Origin of the sequence: Pseudomonas sp. LFS044 (genome assembly GCF_047978245.1) — a bacterium.
In the GTDB taxonomy this organism is placed as follows: domain Bacteria; phylum Pseudomonadota; class Gammaproteobacteria; order Pseudomonadales; family Pseudomonadaceae; genus Aquipseudomonas.
Window position 1 is genome coordinate 172,477 of sequence record NZ_JBFPFX010000005.1, and the last position, 15,552, is coordinate 188,028.

The 15,552-nt window shown below is 63.3% G+C and carries 13 protein-coding genes and 3 pseudogenes; 8 read left to right on the forward strand and 8 right to left on the reverse strand.

What is annotated here, in order from left to right:
• Positions 1-185: 185 nt before the first annotated feature.
• The 3 genes from ACNQPL_RS06135 to ACNQPL_RS06145 form a co-directional block, all read right to left on the reverse strand.
• Positions 186-1,094 carry an alpha/beta fold hydrolase gene (locus ACNQPL_RS06135; RefSeq protein ID WP_416466222.1) on the reverse strand — a complete coding sequence of 303 codons (909 nt, stop codon included), beginning with the start codon at positions 1,092-1,094 and terminating at the stop codon, positions 186-188.
• Positions 1,095-1,247: 153 nt separating this feature from the next.
• Entirely contained in the window at positions 1,248-2,459 is a 1,212-nt protein-coding gene (fabV, locus tag ACNQPL_RS06140; RefSeq protein WP_416466223.1) for an enoyl-ACP reductase FabV, read from the reverse strand.
• Positions 2,460-2,556: 97 nt separating this feature from the next.
• A complete protein-coding gene (locus ACNQPL_RS06145; RefSeq protein ID WP_346613924.1) occupies positions 2,557-3,441 on the reverse strand; it encodes a LysR substrate-binding domain-containing protein in 885 nt (294 codons plus the stop codon).
• A gap of 135 nt (positions 3,442-3,576) precedes the next feature.
• Between ACNQPL_RS06145 and ACNQPL_RS06150 the strand changes: the two genes are divergently transcribed.
• The 4 genes from ACNQPL_RS06150 to ACNQPL_RS06165 are packed head-to-tail and all read left to right on the forward strand — an operon-like array spanning position 3,577 to position 7,708.
• On the forward strand, positions 3,577-4,617 hold the full coding sequence (locus ACNQPL_RS06150; protein WP_416466224.1) for an agmatine deiminase family protein: 1,041 nt from the start codon (positions 3,577-3,579) through the stop codon (positions 4,615-4,617).
• Positions 4,614-5,510, forward strand: coding sequence for an N-carbamoylputrescine amidase (gene aguB, locus ACNQPL_RS06155; protein WP_416466225.1), 897 nt, complete (start codon positions 4,614-4,616; stop codon positions 5,508-5,510). Before ACNQPL_RS06150 ends, aguB begins: the two co-directional genes overlap by 4 nt.
• 2 nt (positions 5,511-5,512) lie before the next feature.
• Positions 5,513-6,598, forward strand: a complete 1,086-nt coding sequence (locus ACNQPL_RS06160) for an extracellular solute-binding protein (RefSeq protein ID WP_416466226.1) — start codon at positions 5,513-5,515, stop codon at positions 6,596-6,598.
• A 3-nt stretch (positions 6,599-6,601) separates the two neighbouring features.
• Positions 6,602-7,708, forward strand: a complete 1,107-nt coding sequence (locus tag ACNQPL_RS06165) for an agmatine deiminase family protein (RefSeq protein WP_416466227.1) — start codon at positions 6,602-6,604, stop codon at positions 7,706-7,708.
• Between the two features lie 39 nt (positions 7,709-7,747).
• Here the strand turns inward: ACNQPL_RS06165 and ACNQPL_RS06170 are convergent, their stop codons facing one another.
• Both ACNQPL_RS06170 and ACNQPL_RS06175 read right to left on the reverse strand, forming a co-directional pair.
• Complete coding sequence (locus tag ACNQPL_RS06170) at positions 7,748-8,287, reverse strand: cytochrome b/b6 domain-containing protein (RefSeq protein ID WP_416466228.1); 540 nt, start codon at positions 8,285-8,287, stop codon at positions 7,748-7,750.
• Complete coding sequence (locus ACNQPL_RS06175) at positions 8,287-8,553, reverse strand: PepSY domain-containing protein (protein WP_346613918.1); 267 nt, start codon at positions 8,551-8,553, stop codon at positions 8,287-8,289. The genes ACNQPL_RS06170 and ACNQPL_RS06175 overlap by 1 nt, the downstream gene beginning before the upstream one ends.
• Positions 8,554-8,772: 219 nt before the next feature.
• Between ACNQPL_RS06175 and ACNQPL_RS06180 the strand changes: the two are divergent.
• Both ACNQPL_RS06180 and ACNQPL_RS06185 read left to right on the forward strand, forming a co-directional pair.
• A pseudogene (locus ACNQPL_RS06180) lies at positions 8,773-9,720 on the forward strand (acetyl-CoA C-acyltransferase); the annotation flags it as partial.
• A 115-nt stretch (positions 9,721-9,835) separates the two neighbouring features.
• Entirely contained in the window at positions 9,836-10,426 is a 591-nt protein-coding gene (locus ACNQPL_RS06185) for an acyl-homoserine-lactone synthase (RefSeq protein ID WP_038635110.1), read from the forward strand.
• 31 nt (positions 10,427-10,457) lie between these two features.
• Here the strand turns inward: ACNQPL_RS06185 and ACNQPL_RS06190 are convergent, their stop codons facing one another.
• Positions 10,458-11,183, reverse strand: coding sequence for an autoinducer binding domain-containing protein (locus ACNQPL_RS06190; protein ID WP_038635113.1), 726 nt, complete (start codon positions 11,181-11,183; stop codon positions 10,458-10,460).
• Positions 11,184-11,499: 316 nt separating this feature from the next.
• Between ACNQPL_RS06190 and ACNQPL_RS06195 the strand changes: the two are divergent.
• A pseudogene (locus ACNQPL_RS06195) lies at positions 11,500-11,742 on the forward strand (acetyl-CoA C-acetyltransferase); the annotation flags it as partial.
• 72 nt (positions 11,743-11,814) lie between these two features.
• Here ACNQPL_RS06195 and ACNQPL_RS06200 read toward each other — a convergent pair.
• Positions 11,815-12,872 (reverse strand): annotated as a pseudogene (locus tag ACNQPL_RS06200) (5-methyltetrahydropteroyltriglutamate--homocysteine S-methyltransferase); the annotation flags it as partial.
• 212 nt (positions 12,873-13,084) lie between these two features.
• Here ACNQPL_RS06200 and ACNQPL_RS06205 point away from each other — a divergent pair.
• A complete protein-coding gene (locus ACNQPL_RS06205) occupies positions 13,085-14,596 on the forward strand; it encodes a methylenetetrahydrofolate reductase C-terminal domain-containing protein (RefSeq protein ID WP_416466229.1) in 1,512 nt (503 codons plus the stop codon).
• Here the strand turns inward: ACNQPL_RS06205 and yjiA are convergent.
• Positions 14,532-15,509, reverse strand: a complete 978-nt coding sequence (yjiA, locus tag ACNQPL_RS06210) for a GTPase (RefSeq protein ID WP_416466230.1) — start codon at positions 15,507-15,509, stop codon at positions 14,532-14,534. The two genes, ACNQPL_RS06205 and yjiA, sit on opposite strands and share 65 nt — an antisense overlap.
• Between the last annotated feature and the right edge of the window lie 43 nt (positions 15,510-15,552).

Here is a 15,552-nt window from a genome sequence, read left to right on the forward strand (position 1 = left end):
AGTTCCAAGCTGCAGCCTGAGCCCTGTACTCCACAGGGCTCAGGCCATTGAGCCTCAGTTGGACTGCCCCTGGAAGTAGGACACCAGTCCACCCCTGCGGGCAGTCCAGGTGGTTTCGCAAGCCTTGAGTGCTGTGCATTCCCTGTGGGAGCCGGCTTGCCGGCGATTGGGCCGGGCAGGCAACATCAGCCGATGATCTGCCCCGGCCTGCTAGCCACCAACGCACCGCGCTGCAACCACTCCAGCGCAATCGGCCACAGGCTCTCGCGGAAGCGGTCATGGAAAAACGCGAAATGGCCAATGTCCTCGACCGAGATATCCACAGGCGCGATCCGCAGATGCTGATGTTCAGCGCCCTGCAAATAGCCTAGCAACCGCTCTGTAGCCGCCACCGTGCCAAACGGGTCATCGGTCAGGCTGATGGCCAGCGTCGCCGCCCGCACATGGGCAAACGGCAACTGGTCCAACACACGCCCGCTGGGCCGGTGCTCAAAGCGCGGGGTACGGGTCGTCCAGTCCTGCACCACGCCTGCTGGCGTGTCTTCCATCCAGCCCAGCCGCTTGCCGGGGAAGTAACCGAACACGCGGGTCAGCAACGGCATCGCCACATGCCACTTGCCGAACAGCCGCCAACGCTGATCGACGGCGTAATCGCGCCAGTAGGCAAACTGCGCGCCTACCATCACCACCCGCCGCACCTGCCCGGCAGATGGCGCAAGCCCCACGGCGCACCCACCGAAGCTATGCCCGACTACATCCACCGGCTGGCCGGGGAACGCCTGCGTGGCGTGCGCCAGCATGGCTTCGAAATCCAGCCGGCCCCAGTCGCTCCACGACGCCTCGAAGCCGCGCAAGGAAGGCGGCCGGGATTCGCCGATACCCCGGTAGTCGTAGGTCAGCACATCGCAGCCTTGAGCGAACAGGTAGTCGGCAAAACGGGAGTAATAACGGCAGCGCACGGACGTGGCCGCGTTGATGATCACCAGCGGGCGCTGGGGGTTGGCCTGGGTGTGGCGCCAGCAGAAGCCACCGAGGCTGTAGCCGTCGGCTGCGGTCTGGCGAAAGGGCGTGGCCGGTTGGGTGAGGCTGCTCATGGCGCGCTTCCTGTTGTTGTGCGCCAACGCTAGCAAAAAATCTTGGGCCTGTACCGGCCTCTTCGCGGCACAAGCCCGCTCCCACCGGATTCCTAGTGGGAGCGGGCTTGTCGGGGCGCCGAACCGCCGCGAAGGGGCCAGCCCGATTTCAGCTTACAGCTCGATGCAGTCGAACTTCACATCGGTCGCCACGTCTTCGTCATAGTTGACGTCAGCGCGCTCGAAGCCGAACAGGTTGAGGAACTGCTTCTTGTAACCGGCGTAGTCGGTCAGTTCGAACAGGTTCTCGGTGGTCACCTGTGGCCACAGAGCTTTGCAGTCGCTCTGCACGTCGTCACGCAGCTCCCAGTCGTCCAGGCGCAGGCGACCCTCCTCGTCGACTTCAGCCGGCGCACCGTCGGCGCGATACAGGCGGTCACGGTACATGCGGTCCAGTTGGTCCTGGGTGCCTTCGTGCACGCCTTTCTCCTGCATGATCTTGAAGACCATCGACAGGTACAGTGGCATCACAGGGATAGCCGAGCTGGCCTGAGTCACCACCGACTTGAGCACGGCCACGTTGGCGCCGCCTTTGACTTTGTCATCCAATGTCTTATTCAGGCGCGTGGCAGTTTCGTCCAGGTCCTGCTTGGCCTTGCCCAGCGCACCGTGCCAGTAGATCGGCCAGGTGATGTCGCTGCCGATGTAGCTGAAGGCCACGGTGCGAGCGCCTTCGGCCAGTACGTTGGCGTCAGCCAGGGCGTCGATCCACAGCTGCCAGTCCTGGCCACCCATGACGGTGACAGTGTCGGCGATTTCCTGCTCGGTGGCCGGCTCGATGCTGGCCTCGATGATGGTGTCTTTGTTGGTGTCGATGGCAGTCGACTTGTACGGCTCGCCGATTGGCTTGAGCGCGGAGCGGATCACTTCACCGGTCTTTGGCAGCTTGCGCACCGGCGACGCCAGCGAGTAAATGACCAGGTCGACCTTGCCGCCCATTTCATTCTTGATCAGCTCGATGACCTTGGCACGGGCTTCGTCGGAGAAGGCGTCACCGTTGATCGACTTGCTGTACAGGCCCTCGGCCTTGGCGAACTTGTCGAAAGCCGCGGAGTTGTACCAGCCAGCGGTACCGGCCTTGGTCTCGGTACCTGGTTTCTCGAAGAACACGCCCAGGGTGTCGGCTTTGAAGCCGAAGGCTGCGGTGATGCGCGCCGCCAGGCCATAGCCGCTGGATGCGCCGATGACCAGGACCTTCTTCGGGCCATCCTCGCGCACGCCCAGCTTGCGGGTGGCTTCGATCTGGTCACGGACGTTGAGCTCGCAGCCCTTCGGGTGAGTCGTGGTGCAGATGAAACCGCGAACCTTAGGATGAATGATGGCCAATGTCTGTACCTCGTCAGGTTTATGCAGGGAAGCGCCGCCTTGGGCGATTCCGTTTGATCAGAGGGTGAGACTACCCCCGCAGGTTATCCGACACATATTACGGGGTGTTTGAGGGGATGCAAAACTGCGCTTGCTCAGCCAGCTGGCCTTGCAACCACTGCAGAAACCGCCGCGCCAGTGGATCGTCCTGGCTGTCGCGGTGCACCAGGCAGGCCCACGCCGGCCCACGCACCCGCTTGGGCGAAAGCGCCTGCAGGTGCCCCTCCTCCACTGCCCGCCGGGCGAGCAGCTGGCTGACCAGGGCGATACCCAGCCCTTCACTGGCCGCATCCAGCAGTAAACCTGGGTCGGAGAAATTCAGCCCCTTGCCCTGCTGCCCGACATCCTCGCCGCCTTCCAGCTGCCAATGGCTCCAGTCCATTTCCCGTTCGCCGTGCAGGGTGGTGCGCGCAGTTGCCGACAGCAACGAAGGATGGCAGGCCGGATACAGCTCATCCTGGAACAACACGCTGAAGCTGCATTCGGCCTGGGCGCTGAGGTCGTCGCGGATGGCCAGGTCGATGGTCTCGCTGGCCATGTCCGGCACTTCGAAACTGGTGAACAACCACAGGTCGACCTCCGGGCAGCGTTGATGAAAATCGGCCAGCCGCGGCAGCAGCCAGTGCCGGGCAAAAGCCGGGCTGGTGTTGACCACCAGCTGGTTGGGTTTGCGGTACTGATCAAGCCTTCGAATACCCACGGCAAGGTGCTGCAGCAGCGACTGGGTGGTGCTGAGCAGGTCATGCCCGGCATCGGTCAGGCTCACGCTGCGTCCAGCTCGATGAAAAAGCGGCTGCTCCAGGTAGGTTTCCAGGCTGCGGATCTGCTGGCTGATCGCCGACTGGGTGAGGTTCAGGGCTTCGGCTGCCCTGTGGAAGCTGCCGAGCCGCGCAGCGGCTTCGAAGCCCCGCAGCGCATTGAGGGGTGGCCAGTGTTTGAGCATTATCGATAAGCCCTGCTAATCAGATTTGCGCTAAATCTATCGTTTGTCGCGCTGCCTTCATAGCCATAGCATTGGCACCAACACCCGCGACGGCGGGCTTCGTTGATAAAAATCCTTAATTGATCGGAGTTCACTATGCACCTGTCCCTCGACAGCGGCTGGCGCATGCCTGCCGAATGGGCCCGCCACGCTGCCACCTGGATGATCTGGCCACACAACCAGGCACTGTGGGAAAGCGGCTGGCAGGTCAACCTTGCCGACGTGCAGCGCGACTATGCACGGGTCGCCGCCGCCATCGCCCGCTTCGAGCCGGTGAAAATGGTCGTCGATCCCTCGGCACTGCAGAGTGCTCGTGCCCTGTGTGGCGCCAACATCGAACTGGTCGAGCTGGCCGTGGACGACAGCTGGTGCCGTGACAGCGGGCCGAGTTTCGTTTGCCATCCGCAGCATGGCCTGGCCGGGTTGAGCTGGCGCTTCAATGCCTGGGGCGGCAAGTCGCAGCATGGCCACGACCGTAGCCTGGGCCGACGGATCCTCGACCAGCTTGGCCTGGACGGCTTCAGCACGCCGTTGTGCAGCGAAGGTGGTGCGATCCATGTGGACGGCGAAGGCACGCTGATCACCACCGAGTCGGTGCTGCTCAACCCCAACCGCAACCCCGGCGTCAGCAAGGCCGAATTCGAAGCATGCTTCGCCCGTTACCTGGGCATCAGCAAGACCATCTGGCTGCCGGGCGACCCGCAGTACGTCACGGGCGACATGACCGACGGCCACGTGGACGGCGTGTGCGCCTTCGCCCGCCCCGGCGTGCTGCTGGTCGATAACACCCACGAGCACGGCTCGGTCTACGCCGAGGTGGTACGGGAAAACCGCCGCGCCCTGGCGCTTGCCACCGACGCCCAGGGCCGGCATTTCGAGCTGCTCGACCTGTATGAAGCCAGCGCTGCGGTCGACCAGGACGCCGAAGTGTTCTGCGCCTCCTACACCAACTTCTACATCGCCAATGGCGCGATCATCATGCCGGCCTACGGTATCGCCGCCGACGCCGATGCGGCGGCGCAACTGGCCCACGCCTTCCCCGGCCGGGAGATCGTGCCGGTGCGCATCGACCACATCGCCCACGGCGGCGGCGGTATCCATTGCATCACCCAGCAACAGCCGGAGGTTTGCCGATGAGCCTGCTGCGCGTCGCCACCACGCAGATGCCGTGCAGCTGGAACCTGCCCGCCAACCTCGACCGCGCCGAACAGCTGGTACGCCAGGCGGCCGCGCAAGGTGCCCAGGTGATCCTGCTGCAAGAGCTGTTCGCCACACCGTACTTCTGCATCGAGCAGGACCACCGCCACCAGGCCCTGGCCGAGCCGTATCCGCACAGCCCTATCCTGCAACGCTTCGCCGCGCTTGCCGCTGAGCTGGGTGTGGTGCTGCCGCTGAGTTGGTACGAGCGGGCCGGCAATGCCTTCTTCAACTCGCTGACCGTGGCCGACGCCGATGGCCGCCTGCTGGGGGTGTATCGCAAGACCCATATCCCCAACGCCATCGGCTATCAGGAGAAAGAGTACTTCAGCCCCGGCGACACCGGTTTCAGGGTCTGGGACACCGCCTTCGGCTGCCTGGGCATCGGCATCTGCTGGGACCAGTGGTTCCCCGAAACCGCCCGCTGCCTGGCCTTGATGGGCGCTGAAGTGCTGTTGTTCCCGACGGCCATCGGCTCCGAGCCCGGCGCCGCCGAACTGGACTCCCGCGACCATTGGCAGGTCGCCATGCGCGGCCATGCCGCCGCCAACCTGCTGCCGGTGGTGGCGGCTAATCGCGTAGGCCGGGAAGTGGCGCAAAGCGACGAAACGCTGGCCATGCGGTTCTATGGCTCGTCGTTCATCTGCGACCACAAAGGTGCGCTGCTCGCCGAAGCCGACCGCGACAGCAGCGGCATCTGGCTGCACGACCTGGACCTTGCGCGCATGCGCGAGGATCGCCTGAGCTGGGGCATCTACCGCGACCGCCGCCCAGAAATGTACGCGCCGCTTTTGACCCTGGACGGCACTCACCCACACGTCGCGAGGACCTGAACATGAAGCTGCCCCGACTGGCCGCCCTCACCCTGGCGCTTTGCGCCGCCCAGGCCCAGGCCGAACAACCCACCCTGCGCCTATACAACTGGGCCGACTATTTCGCCGAGGACACCCTCAAGCAGTTCACCGCCGAGACCGGTATCCAGGTGATCTACGACGTGATGGACGGCAGCGAAGTGCTCGAAGCCAAGCTGATGTCGGGGCGCAGCGGCTACGACCTGGTATTCCCCGGCGACACCGTGGCCGAGCGCCTGATGCGCGCCGGCAGCCTGCAACCGCTCGACCCCAGCCGCCTGGAGGCCTTGGGCGACATCGAACCGGGCCTGCGCAAACTGCATGGGCAGTACCCCAAGGCCAGCCAGGCCACAGTGCCCTATACCTGGGGCACCATCGGCCTGACGGTGAATGCCGCCAAGGTTCGCGAACGCATGCCTGATGCGCCGCTGGACGACCTCGACCTGCTGTTCAAACCCGAGCTTGCGGCCAAGTTCGCCGACTGCGGCATCTCGGTCATCGACTCGCCAGACGAAGTGCTGGCCGTGGTCCTCAATTACCTGGGCCGCGAACCGCGCAGCGCCAAGCGTGAAGACCTGGCGGCGGCGAGCGAACTGCTCAAGGCGGTGCGCCCGTACATCCGCAAGTTCCAGTCGCAGCCGGTGACCGAGCTGGTCAACGAAAACCTCTGCCTGTCGCTGGGTTACAGCGGCGACGTGATCCAGGCCCAGCGCACGGCATCCGCCGCCGGCAAGGCGCTCGACTTCCAATACCGCGTGCCGCGTCAGGGCACCACGGTATGGATGGACACCATGGCGATCCCCGCCGACGCCAAACACCCCGAATACGCCTATCGTTTCATCAACTTCGTCATGCGCCCGGCGAACATGGCCGCAATCAGCAACTTCACCGGCTACCCCACTGCCAGCGCCAAAGCGCGCGAGGCGGTCGACCCGCAGATGCGCGACAACCCCGACATCTACCTCGACCAAGCCACTTACGCCCGGCTGATTCCGGGCCGGGACATCCCGCAAGCCGACATGCGCGCCCGCATGCGCGTGTGGACCCGCTTCAAGACTGCACAGGACTGAGCCATGCCAAGCCGTAGAACCTTCCTGCAACTGTCACTGGCCGCAGGCCTCGGTGCCGGCCTCGGCCTGCCCCTGAGCCTGGCCCGCGCCGACGAGCCCGGGCCCTGGTTCATGCCCGACGAAGGCGAACCGCAGCAACGGGCGTTCATCGCGTTCGGCGCGCAGGACGCCATCTGGGAAGACTTCACCGCCGACGTGCAGGCGGCCCTTGGCCGCATCGCCCAGGCCATTGCGCGCTACCAGCCGGTAACGGTGTTCTGCCGCGCCAACGAACGGGAGCTGGCCCAGCAGCGTTGCGGCAGCCACAACACAAGCTTCGTCACTTGCGGGCTCGACGACATCTGGATGCGCGACATCGGCGCCAACTTCGTCGTCGATGATGACGGCGCCCTCGGCGCGGTGGACTTCAACTTCAACGGCTGGGGCAACAAGCAACGCCATCGTAGCGACGCTCAACTGGCCAAACGGGCCGCCACGCTCGCTGGCGCGCACTATCAGCGCAGCGAACTGGTTGGCGAGGGTGGCGCAATCGAAGTGGACGGCCACGGCACCGGCATCATGACCGAAAGCAGCTGGGTCAATGCCAACCGCAACAAAGGCTGGAGCAAGGCCGAGGTCGAGGCCGAACTCAAGGAGCGCCTGGGCTTGAGCAAGGTCATCTGGTTGCCGGGCATCGCCGGTGAAGACATCACTGACGGCCATGTGGATTTCTATGCCCGCTTCGTTCGGCCAGGTGTGGTGATTGCCAACCTGGACAATGACCCCGAATCCTATGACTACGACGTGACCCGCAAGCATCTGCAGATTCTCAAGCAGGCGACCGACGCCGAAGGCCGGGCTCTGCAGGTGCACCTGGTTTCGCCACCGATGCGCGGGCGCCGCAACAGGTTCAGCAAGAACGCCGATTTTGCTGCGGGCTACATCAACTATTTCGTCATCAACGGTGCAGTCATCGCCCCGCAGTTCGGCGATGCCCAAGCCGATGAAAAAGCGCGAGCGTTGCTGGCCGCGCTGTACCCAGGGCGCGATATCGTGCAGCTGGACATCGATGCAATTGCTGCGGGTGGCGGAGGCATCCACTGTGTGACACATCAATGCCCGGCAGTCTGAACATTGTACCCGCGAAGAGGCCGGGCCAGGCGCTGTACATCACTGGTCGTTGTCAGGGCCGCGGCGGCGCCCGGTGATCATCGATAGCGGCAGGTTTTCGCCCAGGCGCACGCTTTCGACGATGGCCGCCAGCACGTGTACGCCCACCAGCGCCAGCACGGCGTCTGCCAGCAAGCTGTGCACGTCCATGGGCCAGTCGGCGCCCCATAGTGCGTCGATTTCCTGCGAGGCCCAGCCGGTCAGCCCCAGCCCGGTGATACCGGCCAGCATCAGCAGCATCACCAGTGCACCGATCGGTGAATGCCCCAGCCGATGGTACGGCTCACCCCGCAGCAGCGCCCGGGCATGTGCTGCTAGGCGCGAGGGCGTCGGCCAGAAGTCTGTCCATCGGGCGCTCTGCGGCCCGATGAAGCCCCATACCAGGCGCACCACGACACAGCCCAGTGCGTAATAACCGAGCCACTGGTGCCAGTCGTCACCCTCTTCGGTGAAAAAGTAATCGGCAATGAACACGGTGGCGAAAGACAGGTGGCACAGCCGCAGGAGCGGGTCCCACAGCTGTACCGTTGGCGTCTGCATCAGTCTTCGATCTCGGTCTTGACCGCTTTGCCAGTGACCGGGTCATGGTAGATCTCGACCTTCTTGCCGTCCTTGTTGAAGCCGTAGATTTCGTAGCAGTTGCCTTTGGTGACCTTGAACTTGTTGATCTTGTAGCCCTGCTCCTTGAGCTGGGCCTGAAACTTTTCCTGGTCTTGCCAGGTGCTTTTGTCAGCGGTGGTGCATTGGGTGGCGGCGAATGCACTGCTGCAGCCAACGAGCAAGGTGAGAGCGATCAGGGTACGCATGGCAATGAGCTCCGGTCTGTTGAGTGAACAGCATGAGGCGCGTGCAGCCCAATCAAGCTTAGCCAGCGGTGCAAGGTTTGCCTGCTGTGGCCTTTCAAGCCATTCATTTGCTTTTCACATCAATGGCAAAGAAAAACAAACTTAACAAATGAGCCAAACCCACCGAAGCTGAAGGCACCGCGCCCGCTCGGCGCCCACCTGTACACGGAGAACAACAAGATGAACGATGTGGTCATCGTCGCCGCAACCCGTACCGCCATCGGCAGCTTCCAGGGCGCCCTGGCCACGGTGCCCGCCGTCGACCTCGGCGCGGCCGTGATCAAGCGCCTGCTGGAGCAGACCGGGCTGGACCCGGCGCAGGTCGACGAAGTGATCCTGGGCCAGGTGCTCACCGCCGGTGCCGGGCAGAACCCCGCCCGCCAGGCCGCGATCAAGGCCGGCCTGCCCTACAGCGTGCCGGCGCTGACCCTGAACAAAGTCTGCGGCTCGGGCCTCAAGGCCCTGCACCTGGCGGCCCAGGCCATCCGTTGCGGCGATGCCGAGGTGGTAATTGCCGGCGGCCAGGAGAACATGAGCCTGGCCCCTTACGTGATGCCTTCGGCGCGCTCCGGCCAACGCATGGGCCACGGCCAGCTGGTCGATAGCATGATCAGCGACGGCCTTTGGGATGCCTTCAACGACTACCACATGGGTATCACCGCAGAAAACCTGGTCGAGCAGTACAGCCTCAGCCGTGAACAACAGGATGCCTTCGCCGCCGAATCGCAGCGCAAGGCCGTGGCCGCCATTGAGGCAGGCCGTTTCCAGGACGAAATCACGCCAATCGTGATGCCACAGAAAAAAGGCGACCCCGAGGTCTTCGACCGTGACGAGCAGCCACGTCCGGACACTACCGCCGATTCCCTGGCCAAGCTGCGCCCGGCCTTCAAGAAAGACGGCAGCGTCACTGCGGGTAACGCCTCCAGCCTGAACGACGGCGCTGCAGCGGTGCTGCTGATGAGCGCTGCCAAGGCCAAGGCCCTGGGCCTGCCGGTGCTGGCGAAGATTGCCGCGTACGCCAGTGCGGGTGTGGACCCGGCGGTCATGGGCATCGGCCCGGTATCGGCTACCCAACGCTGCCTGGACAAGGCGGGGTGGCAGCTGGCCAAACTGGACCTGATCGAGGCCACCCCCAACGAATGGCTTGACCTCGATTCCACCGAAGCCCCTACCAGATCTTGCAGGTGCCAAGCCTGTGCAAGTCCTCTATAAAACTGCACTCCATCCCTAAGGAACCCCAGCAATGCACATGGAAGAGCACACACTGAGCGAAATGGACGATGAGCTGAAACTCATGCTCGGCCGCTTTCGGCACGAACAATTCGTCGAGAAACTCGGATGGCGGCTGCCCGCCCATCCGAGCCAGGCAGGTTGTGAATGGGATCAATACGACACCGAACACGCCCGCTACCTCCTGGCGTTCAATGCAGACCGCGCCATCGTTGGCTGCGCCCGGCTGATTCCCACCACGCTCCCCAACCTGCTTGAAGGGGTGTTCAGCCATGCCTGCGCCGGGGCGCCGCCCAAGCATCCAGCCGTCTGGGAAATGACTCGCTTCACCACCTGCGAACCGCAATTGGCGATGCCGTTGTTCTGGAGAAGCCTCAAGACGGCCGCCCTGGCGGGCGCAGAGGCCATCGTCGGGATCGTCAACAGCACCATGGAGCGCTATTACAAAATCAACGGAGTCCACTACGAACGGCTGGGCCCGGTCACGGTGCACCAGAATGAGAAAATCCTCGCCATCAAACTCTCGGCCCACCGCGAGCACCATCGCAGCGCGGTCGCACCGTCAGCCTTCATGTCCGGCACATTATTGAAAGAGACAGCTTGATACGGGCCGAGTCGTCCTTTTTGAATGCCCCTCAGATATAGCCCATCGCGACTGCGTAAGACACTGCCTGCACGCGGTTACTGGCGCCGATTTTGCGCTGGATGTTGCGGTGATGGTAATTCACGGTATCGGTGCACACCCCCATGATCACGCCGATTTCCTCCGAGGTCTTGCCGTCGGCCGTCCAGCGCAGCACATCACATTCCCTCCCACTGAACGCCACGCCCGTATTGAAGACACGCACGTCGCTCTCCAGCTCGGAAATTTTCTCGTGGGCCGCGGCGGCAAAGGCTCTGGTCACCGGCTTCAAGGCTTCAAATTCCTGAAGGCTGATGGGGTTGTTCTTGCGCGCCAGGCTTAACACCCCGACCCTCCCCTGGGCGTTGAACGAGGGTTGTGCCAGGCCGTGGCATAAATGTGAATCCTTGGCTTCAGACCACAGGTCCGCGCATCCCCGGAACAACTCATTGCTCCATAGAATGGGGGCCGACGAGACTTTGCTGTGCTTCACCGTGGGATCGATCACCGCGTAGTTAGCCGCCTGATATCGCTGCACCCAGTCCTCGGGGTAATTGCCGTACATATAAGTCCTGGGCCGCATGAACGGGGTCACGCTGCACATGCCGTAGGCAAAAAAATCAAACCGTAGTTCGCGCAAGGCCCTCAACGCGACAGCCGTAAACTCCTGCATATCCATGGTTCGCGCAAAGATACTATAAAAGTACGCATCCCATCCCAACTGCTGCCCTAATTCCATTTTGAGCACCACTAAAGTTGAAAACAGGCCGTTAGACTAGACCAACCTGAATCTCTGTCAACAAGCAAAATCACATCGTCATAGAAGGCTTTGCGCTAGCACTAGATTCATTGCGCCTAATCCAACCAACTACTTAGAACATTGCATCCCGGCGATGTTAGTAAGCCATTACCGCCTCTCAGCCGACGAATGAACCTGCCTCTTCACAATAATGCAACAGTTCATTCGGTGGGCTGCAGCCAACCCGTTCATACGCTAATCACTACAAGATCTGGTAGTCCACCCCCAAGAAACGCAGGTGTATAAACAACACCCGCTCAGCACCGCCAATGAGGCGTTTGCTGCACAGGCACTGGCGGTGGGCAAGGCGCTGGAATGGGATGCGACGCGGGTCAACGTGAATGGTGGGGCGATTGCCCTCGGCCACCCGATTGGGGCGTCGGGGTGCCGGGTGCTGGTGACCTTGCTGCACGAGATGATCAAGCGCGATGCCAAAAAGGGCCTGGCCACCCTGTGCATTGGGGGTGGGCAGGGTGTGGCGTTGGCCATCGAGCGTTGATCGGGGGTTGATGCAAGCTGTGCGGGCCTCTTCGCTTCACTCCAGCACAGCGCTGAAGAGGCCCTACGGATAACGCGTGCTCAGGCGGCAGCAGCACGCATGTCCAGACTTGCCAACCGGGCTACCTCCTGGCACTTCTGCACGGCGAAGGTCAGGTCGACCGAGTTGTGCAGCAGCGAGCAGGACGGCGCGACCCACAGGCGGTCACCCAGGCGTTCGGCCGCATGACGCAGCACGTCTGCAGCCCGTTCCAGGTCGCACGCCCCTGCGGCGCTGCCATTTACCAGGCCCAGCGACAGCACTTTGTAGGCCGGCAGGCGATCAAGAATCGTGGGGTACTGATCCGGCGCACGCACCAGGTCGATATGCAGGCCATCGACCGGCAGGTTGGCGGCGAGGCCGAGGTTTTGTTCCAGGCCACCGAAGTAGGTGGTCACCAATTTTTTCAGCGGTGCGCGCTGGAGGATGTTGTACACGCGCTCATAGGCGTTCTTCCATTCCTGTGGCAGGTCGAGGACCAGAATCGGCTCGTCGATCTGTACCCACTCCACGCCCTGAGCGGCCAGGCGGTTGAAGACCTGGTCGTACAGCGGCAGCAGGCGATCGACCAGCTCCAGCTTGTCGAAATCCGCACCCTTGGCCTTGCCCAGCCACAGGTAGGTAAGCGGCCCGATCACCACCGGCTTGATGGCGTGGCCCAAGGCCTTGGCTTCGTCTACCTCATCGAACAGTTGCTCCCAGCTCAGCGCGAACTGCTGGTCAGCGGTAAACTCGGGGACCCGGTACTGGTAGTGGGTGTCGAACCATGGGGTCGTTTCCTGAGCCCCTTGGGCCATGGCAAACAAGGTCTGCAGGGTTGGCTTGGCACCCTCCTCGCCACGCAGGTGTTCGGGAATCACACCAAAGGTCAGCGAGTGGGTCAGCACCTGGTCATACCAGGCGAAATCGCCGACCGGGAGCAATTCGATACCGGCATCCTTCTGGGCGTGCCAGTGAGCGGCGCGCAATTCACGGCCAACCTTGCGCAAGCCTGCCTCGTCCAGCTCACCGTTACAGAAGGCCGCCTGGGATTTCTTCAGCTCGCGATCACCACCGATGCGCGAAAAACCCAGGTTGTGTGCCAGTGCCATGTCGTGTCTCTCAAAACCCAGAAAAAGAATGAGAGAATTTTCAAGCGAAGCGCATTTCGAAACAAACTCATTAAATTTGAGATGAACTCAAGTATTGCTCATGATCGCCCTGCAGCTTGTCTTGATCAGAGCAGCATCCTGCGCCCTTGGACATGACCGCGCCCGCGCTCTGCCGCACAATGCCACCCTGATCAATCCAGGTGCCACCCACCATGAGCCTGTTGCAATCGGCGCTGCACGAAAAGCACTTCGTCTGCGTCATGGAGTTTGTGCCCAAGCCCTCGGCCGAGCGCTTCGCCGCGATGGAGGCGATCATGGCCCGTGCGCACCTGTGCGGCTGGCCGATGACCGTGGCCATCGGCGACCGCGTCGGCAGCCCGCTCGACCTCTCGCCACTGGATGCCCTGTCCAGTTTCAGCTCGCCCGTGCCTGCCCTGCCCCATTTCTCCGGCAAGGACCGCGAACGCCACCACCTGCTTGCGCAACTGCAGCGCATGGACGCCGCCGGCCTGGACCAATTGCTGCTACTGACCGGCGACCGCCTGCCTGGCCACCAGCCAGGCGAACGCCCGGTGCGCTATCTGGAGTCGGTGGCGGCGCTGCAGATCGCTCGCCAGGCCTGCCCCCATTGGCTGCTCGGCGCCGCGCTCAACCCGTTCAAATACCGTGAGGAAGAAGGCGGCGCGCAGTACTTCAAGGCCGAGAAGAAGCTCGCTGCGGGCGCTGACTTCCTCACCCTGCAACTGGGCTTCGATGCCAGCAAGCATCAGGAGGCCATGCAATGGATGAGCCGCCAGGCCGCCCCAAAACCCATGCTCGCCTGCCTGATGAGCCTGACCCATGGCCGTGCGACGATGCTCGAGCATGTCGCCGGCGTGACCGTCTCGCCGTCCATGCGCGACATGCTCGAAGCCGAAGCGGCTGTGTCCAAGGCCTACGCCCAGGCGCGCAGTGTCGATCGCCTGGCCTTGCAGATCATTGGTGTGAAGCTGATGGGTTACGCCGGGGTGCACCTGTCCGGTATTCACGAGCTCAAGCAACTGCTCGCCCTGGAACAGCGCCTGGAACATTGGCAGGCACGCATCCACGCGCTGGAACAGTGGGCGCCCGCCTGGGCCGAGAGCTGGCAGATGCCGGGCCTGCCAGCGGTAACCTTCCACCCACCGCAAGCGGCCTGGCGTCAGGGTGAGTCGCAGGTCAGTGCAACCCGCAGAGAAACACTGCGCTATCACCTGCTGCATGCGTTTCACGCGCTGCTGTTCAGCCGCACCCACTGGCTGAGCAAGGCCTTCGGCTGGGCCGTGCGGCGACCACTCTGGAACACGCCCCGGGGCGCTCGCTGGCTACATGGCCTTGAGCGCTGCGTGAAACGGCCGCTGCTGGGCTGTGACACCTGCGGCCGTTGCCGGCTCGAAGACACCTTGTATGTCTGCCCGGAAACCTGCCCCAAGGGCCTGGCCAACGGCCCCTGTGGCGGTACTGCGCTGAACCGCTGCGAGTTCGGCGACCGTGAATGCATCCACAGCGTCAAATACCGCACCGCCAAGGCCGTGCGCCAGACTGCCGTGCTCAGCGAGCGGCTGATCCCGTGCATCGACGTCGAAACACGCCACCGCAGCTCGTGGCCGCAGTGGTTCGACGCCTCGGCGCCGCGCCGGTTCAGCTCGCAGCCAGTGCCTCGAAACCAGCCCGAATCTTCGCCTCCGGCAGTTCATCGGCAATGAACACCATCACGCTCTCGCGGGTTTCGCCATCGGCCCATTCGGCATCCCAGTCGAAACCATAGAGCTTGAGCACGCCCTGGAACACCAGGCGGCGGTCGTCGCCGGCAATGTTGAGCACGCCCTTGTAGCGCAGCAGTTGCTTGCCGTGGGTTTCCAGCAGCTCGTTCATGAAGTCGCTGAGGCGGTCGATGTCCAGCGGCACTTCGGTACGCAGCACCAGCGTGGAGATCCGATCCGCTGTGGCGGGTTTCAACACCGGGCGCAGGGCCGGTTTCAGGTTGGCACCGAGGTCGGGGTTGAGGTTGAAACCGCGCACATCGAGCAGTTCGGCCAGGTCGATGCTGCCGTGTTCCACCACACGGATGGCCGCTCGGCCATTGATGCGCGCCAGGCGCTCGCGCAGGGCTTCTACCGCAGCCGGCTCGACCAGGTCGGTCTTGCTCAGCAGCAGGCGATCGGCAAACCCGACCTGGGCCTGGGCGATGGTCTGGGTCAGGTGCAGTTCGGCATGGGCGGCATCGACCAAGGTGATGATGCCGTCGAGGATGTAGCGGTCGCGCAAGTCTTCTTCGATGAAGAAGGTCTGCGCCACCGGCGCCGGGTCAGCCAGGCCGGTGCATTCGATCACCAGGCGGTCGAAGGCGATCTCGCCGGCGTCCAGGCGCTCGAGCAGCAGGTACAGCGCGCGGGTCAGGTCGCCATGGATGCTGCAGCACACACAGCCGTTGGCCAGGGTCATGACCTGCACCGGCTCGTCGCCCAGCAGCTGGCTGTCGATGCCGGCCTCGCTGAACTCGTTTTCGATCACGGCGATTTTCAGGCCGTGCTCGGCCTTGAGCATGTGCTTGAGCAAGGTGGTCTTGCCTGCACCGAGAAAGCCGGTCAGCACGGTTACGGGAATTGGCGTCTGCACGCAGAAATCTCCTGAAGCTGAAAATGACTGTGGGAGCCCACAG

Coding starts and splice junctions, on each gene's coding strand:
- ACNQPL_RS06205 (WP_416466229.1), top strand. CDS start 13,085: ATGAGCCTGTTGCAATCGGCGCTGCACGAAAAGCACTTCGTCTGCGTC.
- ACNQPL_RS06145 (WP_346613924.1), bottom strand. CDS start 3,441: ATGCTCAAACACTGGCCACCCCTCAATGCGCTGCGGGGCTTCGAAGCC.
- ACNQPL_RS06185 (WP_038635110.1), top strand. CDS start 9,836: ATGCACATGGAAGAGCACACACTGAGCGAAATGGACGATGAGCTGAAA.
- ACNQPL_RS06175 (WP_346613918.1), bottom strand. CDS start 8,553: ATGCGTACCCTGATCGCTCTCACCTTGCTCGTTGGCTGCAGCAGTGCA.
- ACNQPL_RS06150 (WP_416466224.1), top strand. CDS start 3,577: ATGCACCTGTCCCTCGACAGCGGCTGGCGCATGCCTGCCGAATGGGCC.
- ACNQPL_RS06190 (WP_038635113.1), bottom strand. CDS start 11,183: ATGGAATTAGGGCAGCAGTTGGGATGGGATGCGTACTTTTATAGTATC.
- ACNQPL_RS06160 (WP_416466226.1), top strand. CDS start 5,513: ATGAAGCTGCCCCGACTGGCCGCCCTCACCCTGGCGCTTTGCGCCGCC.
- ACNQPL_RS06135 (WP_416466222.1), bottom strand. CDS start 1,094: ATGAGCAGCCTCACCCAACCGGCCACGCCCTTTCGCCAGACCGCAGCC.
- ACNQPL_RS06165 (WP_416466227.1), top strand. CDS start 6,602: ATGCCAAGCCGTAGAACCTTCCTGCAACTGTCACTGGCCGCAGGCCTC.
- ACNQPL_RS06170 (WP_416466228.1), bottom strand. CDS start 8,287: ATGCAGACGCCAACGGTACAGCTGTGGGACCCGCTCCTGCGGCTGTGC.
- aguB (WP_416466225.1), top strand. CDS start 4,614: ATGAGCCTGCTGCGCGTCGCCACCACGCAGATGCCGTGCAGCTGGAAC.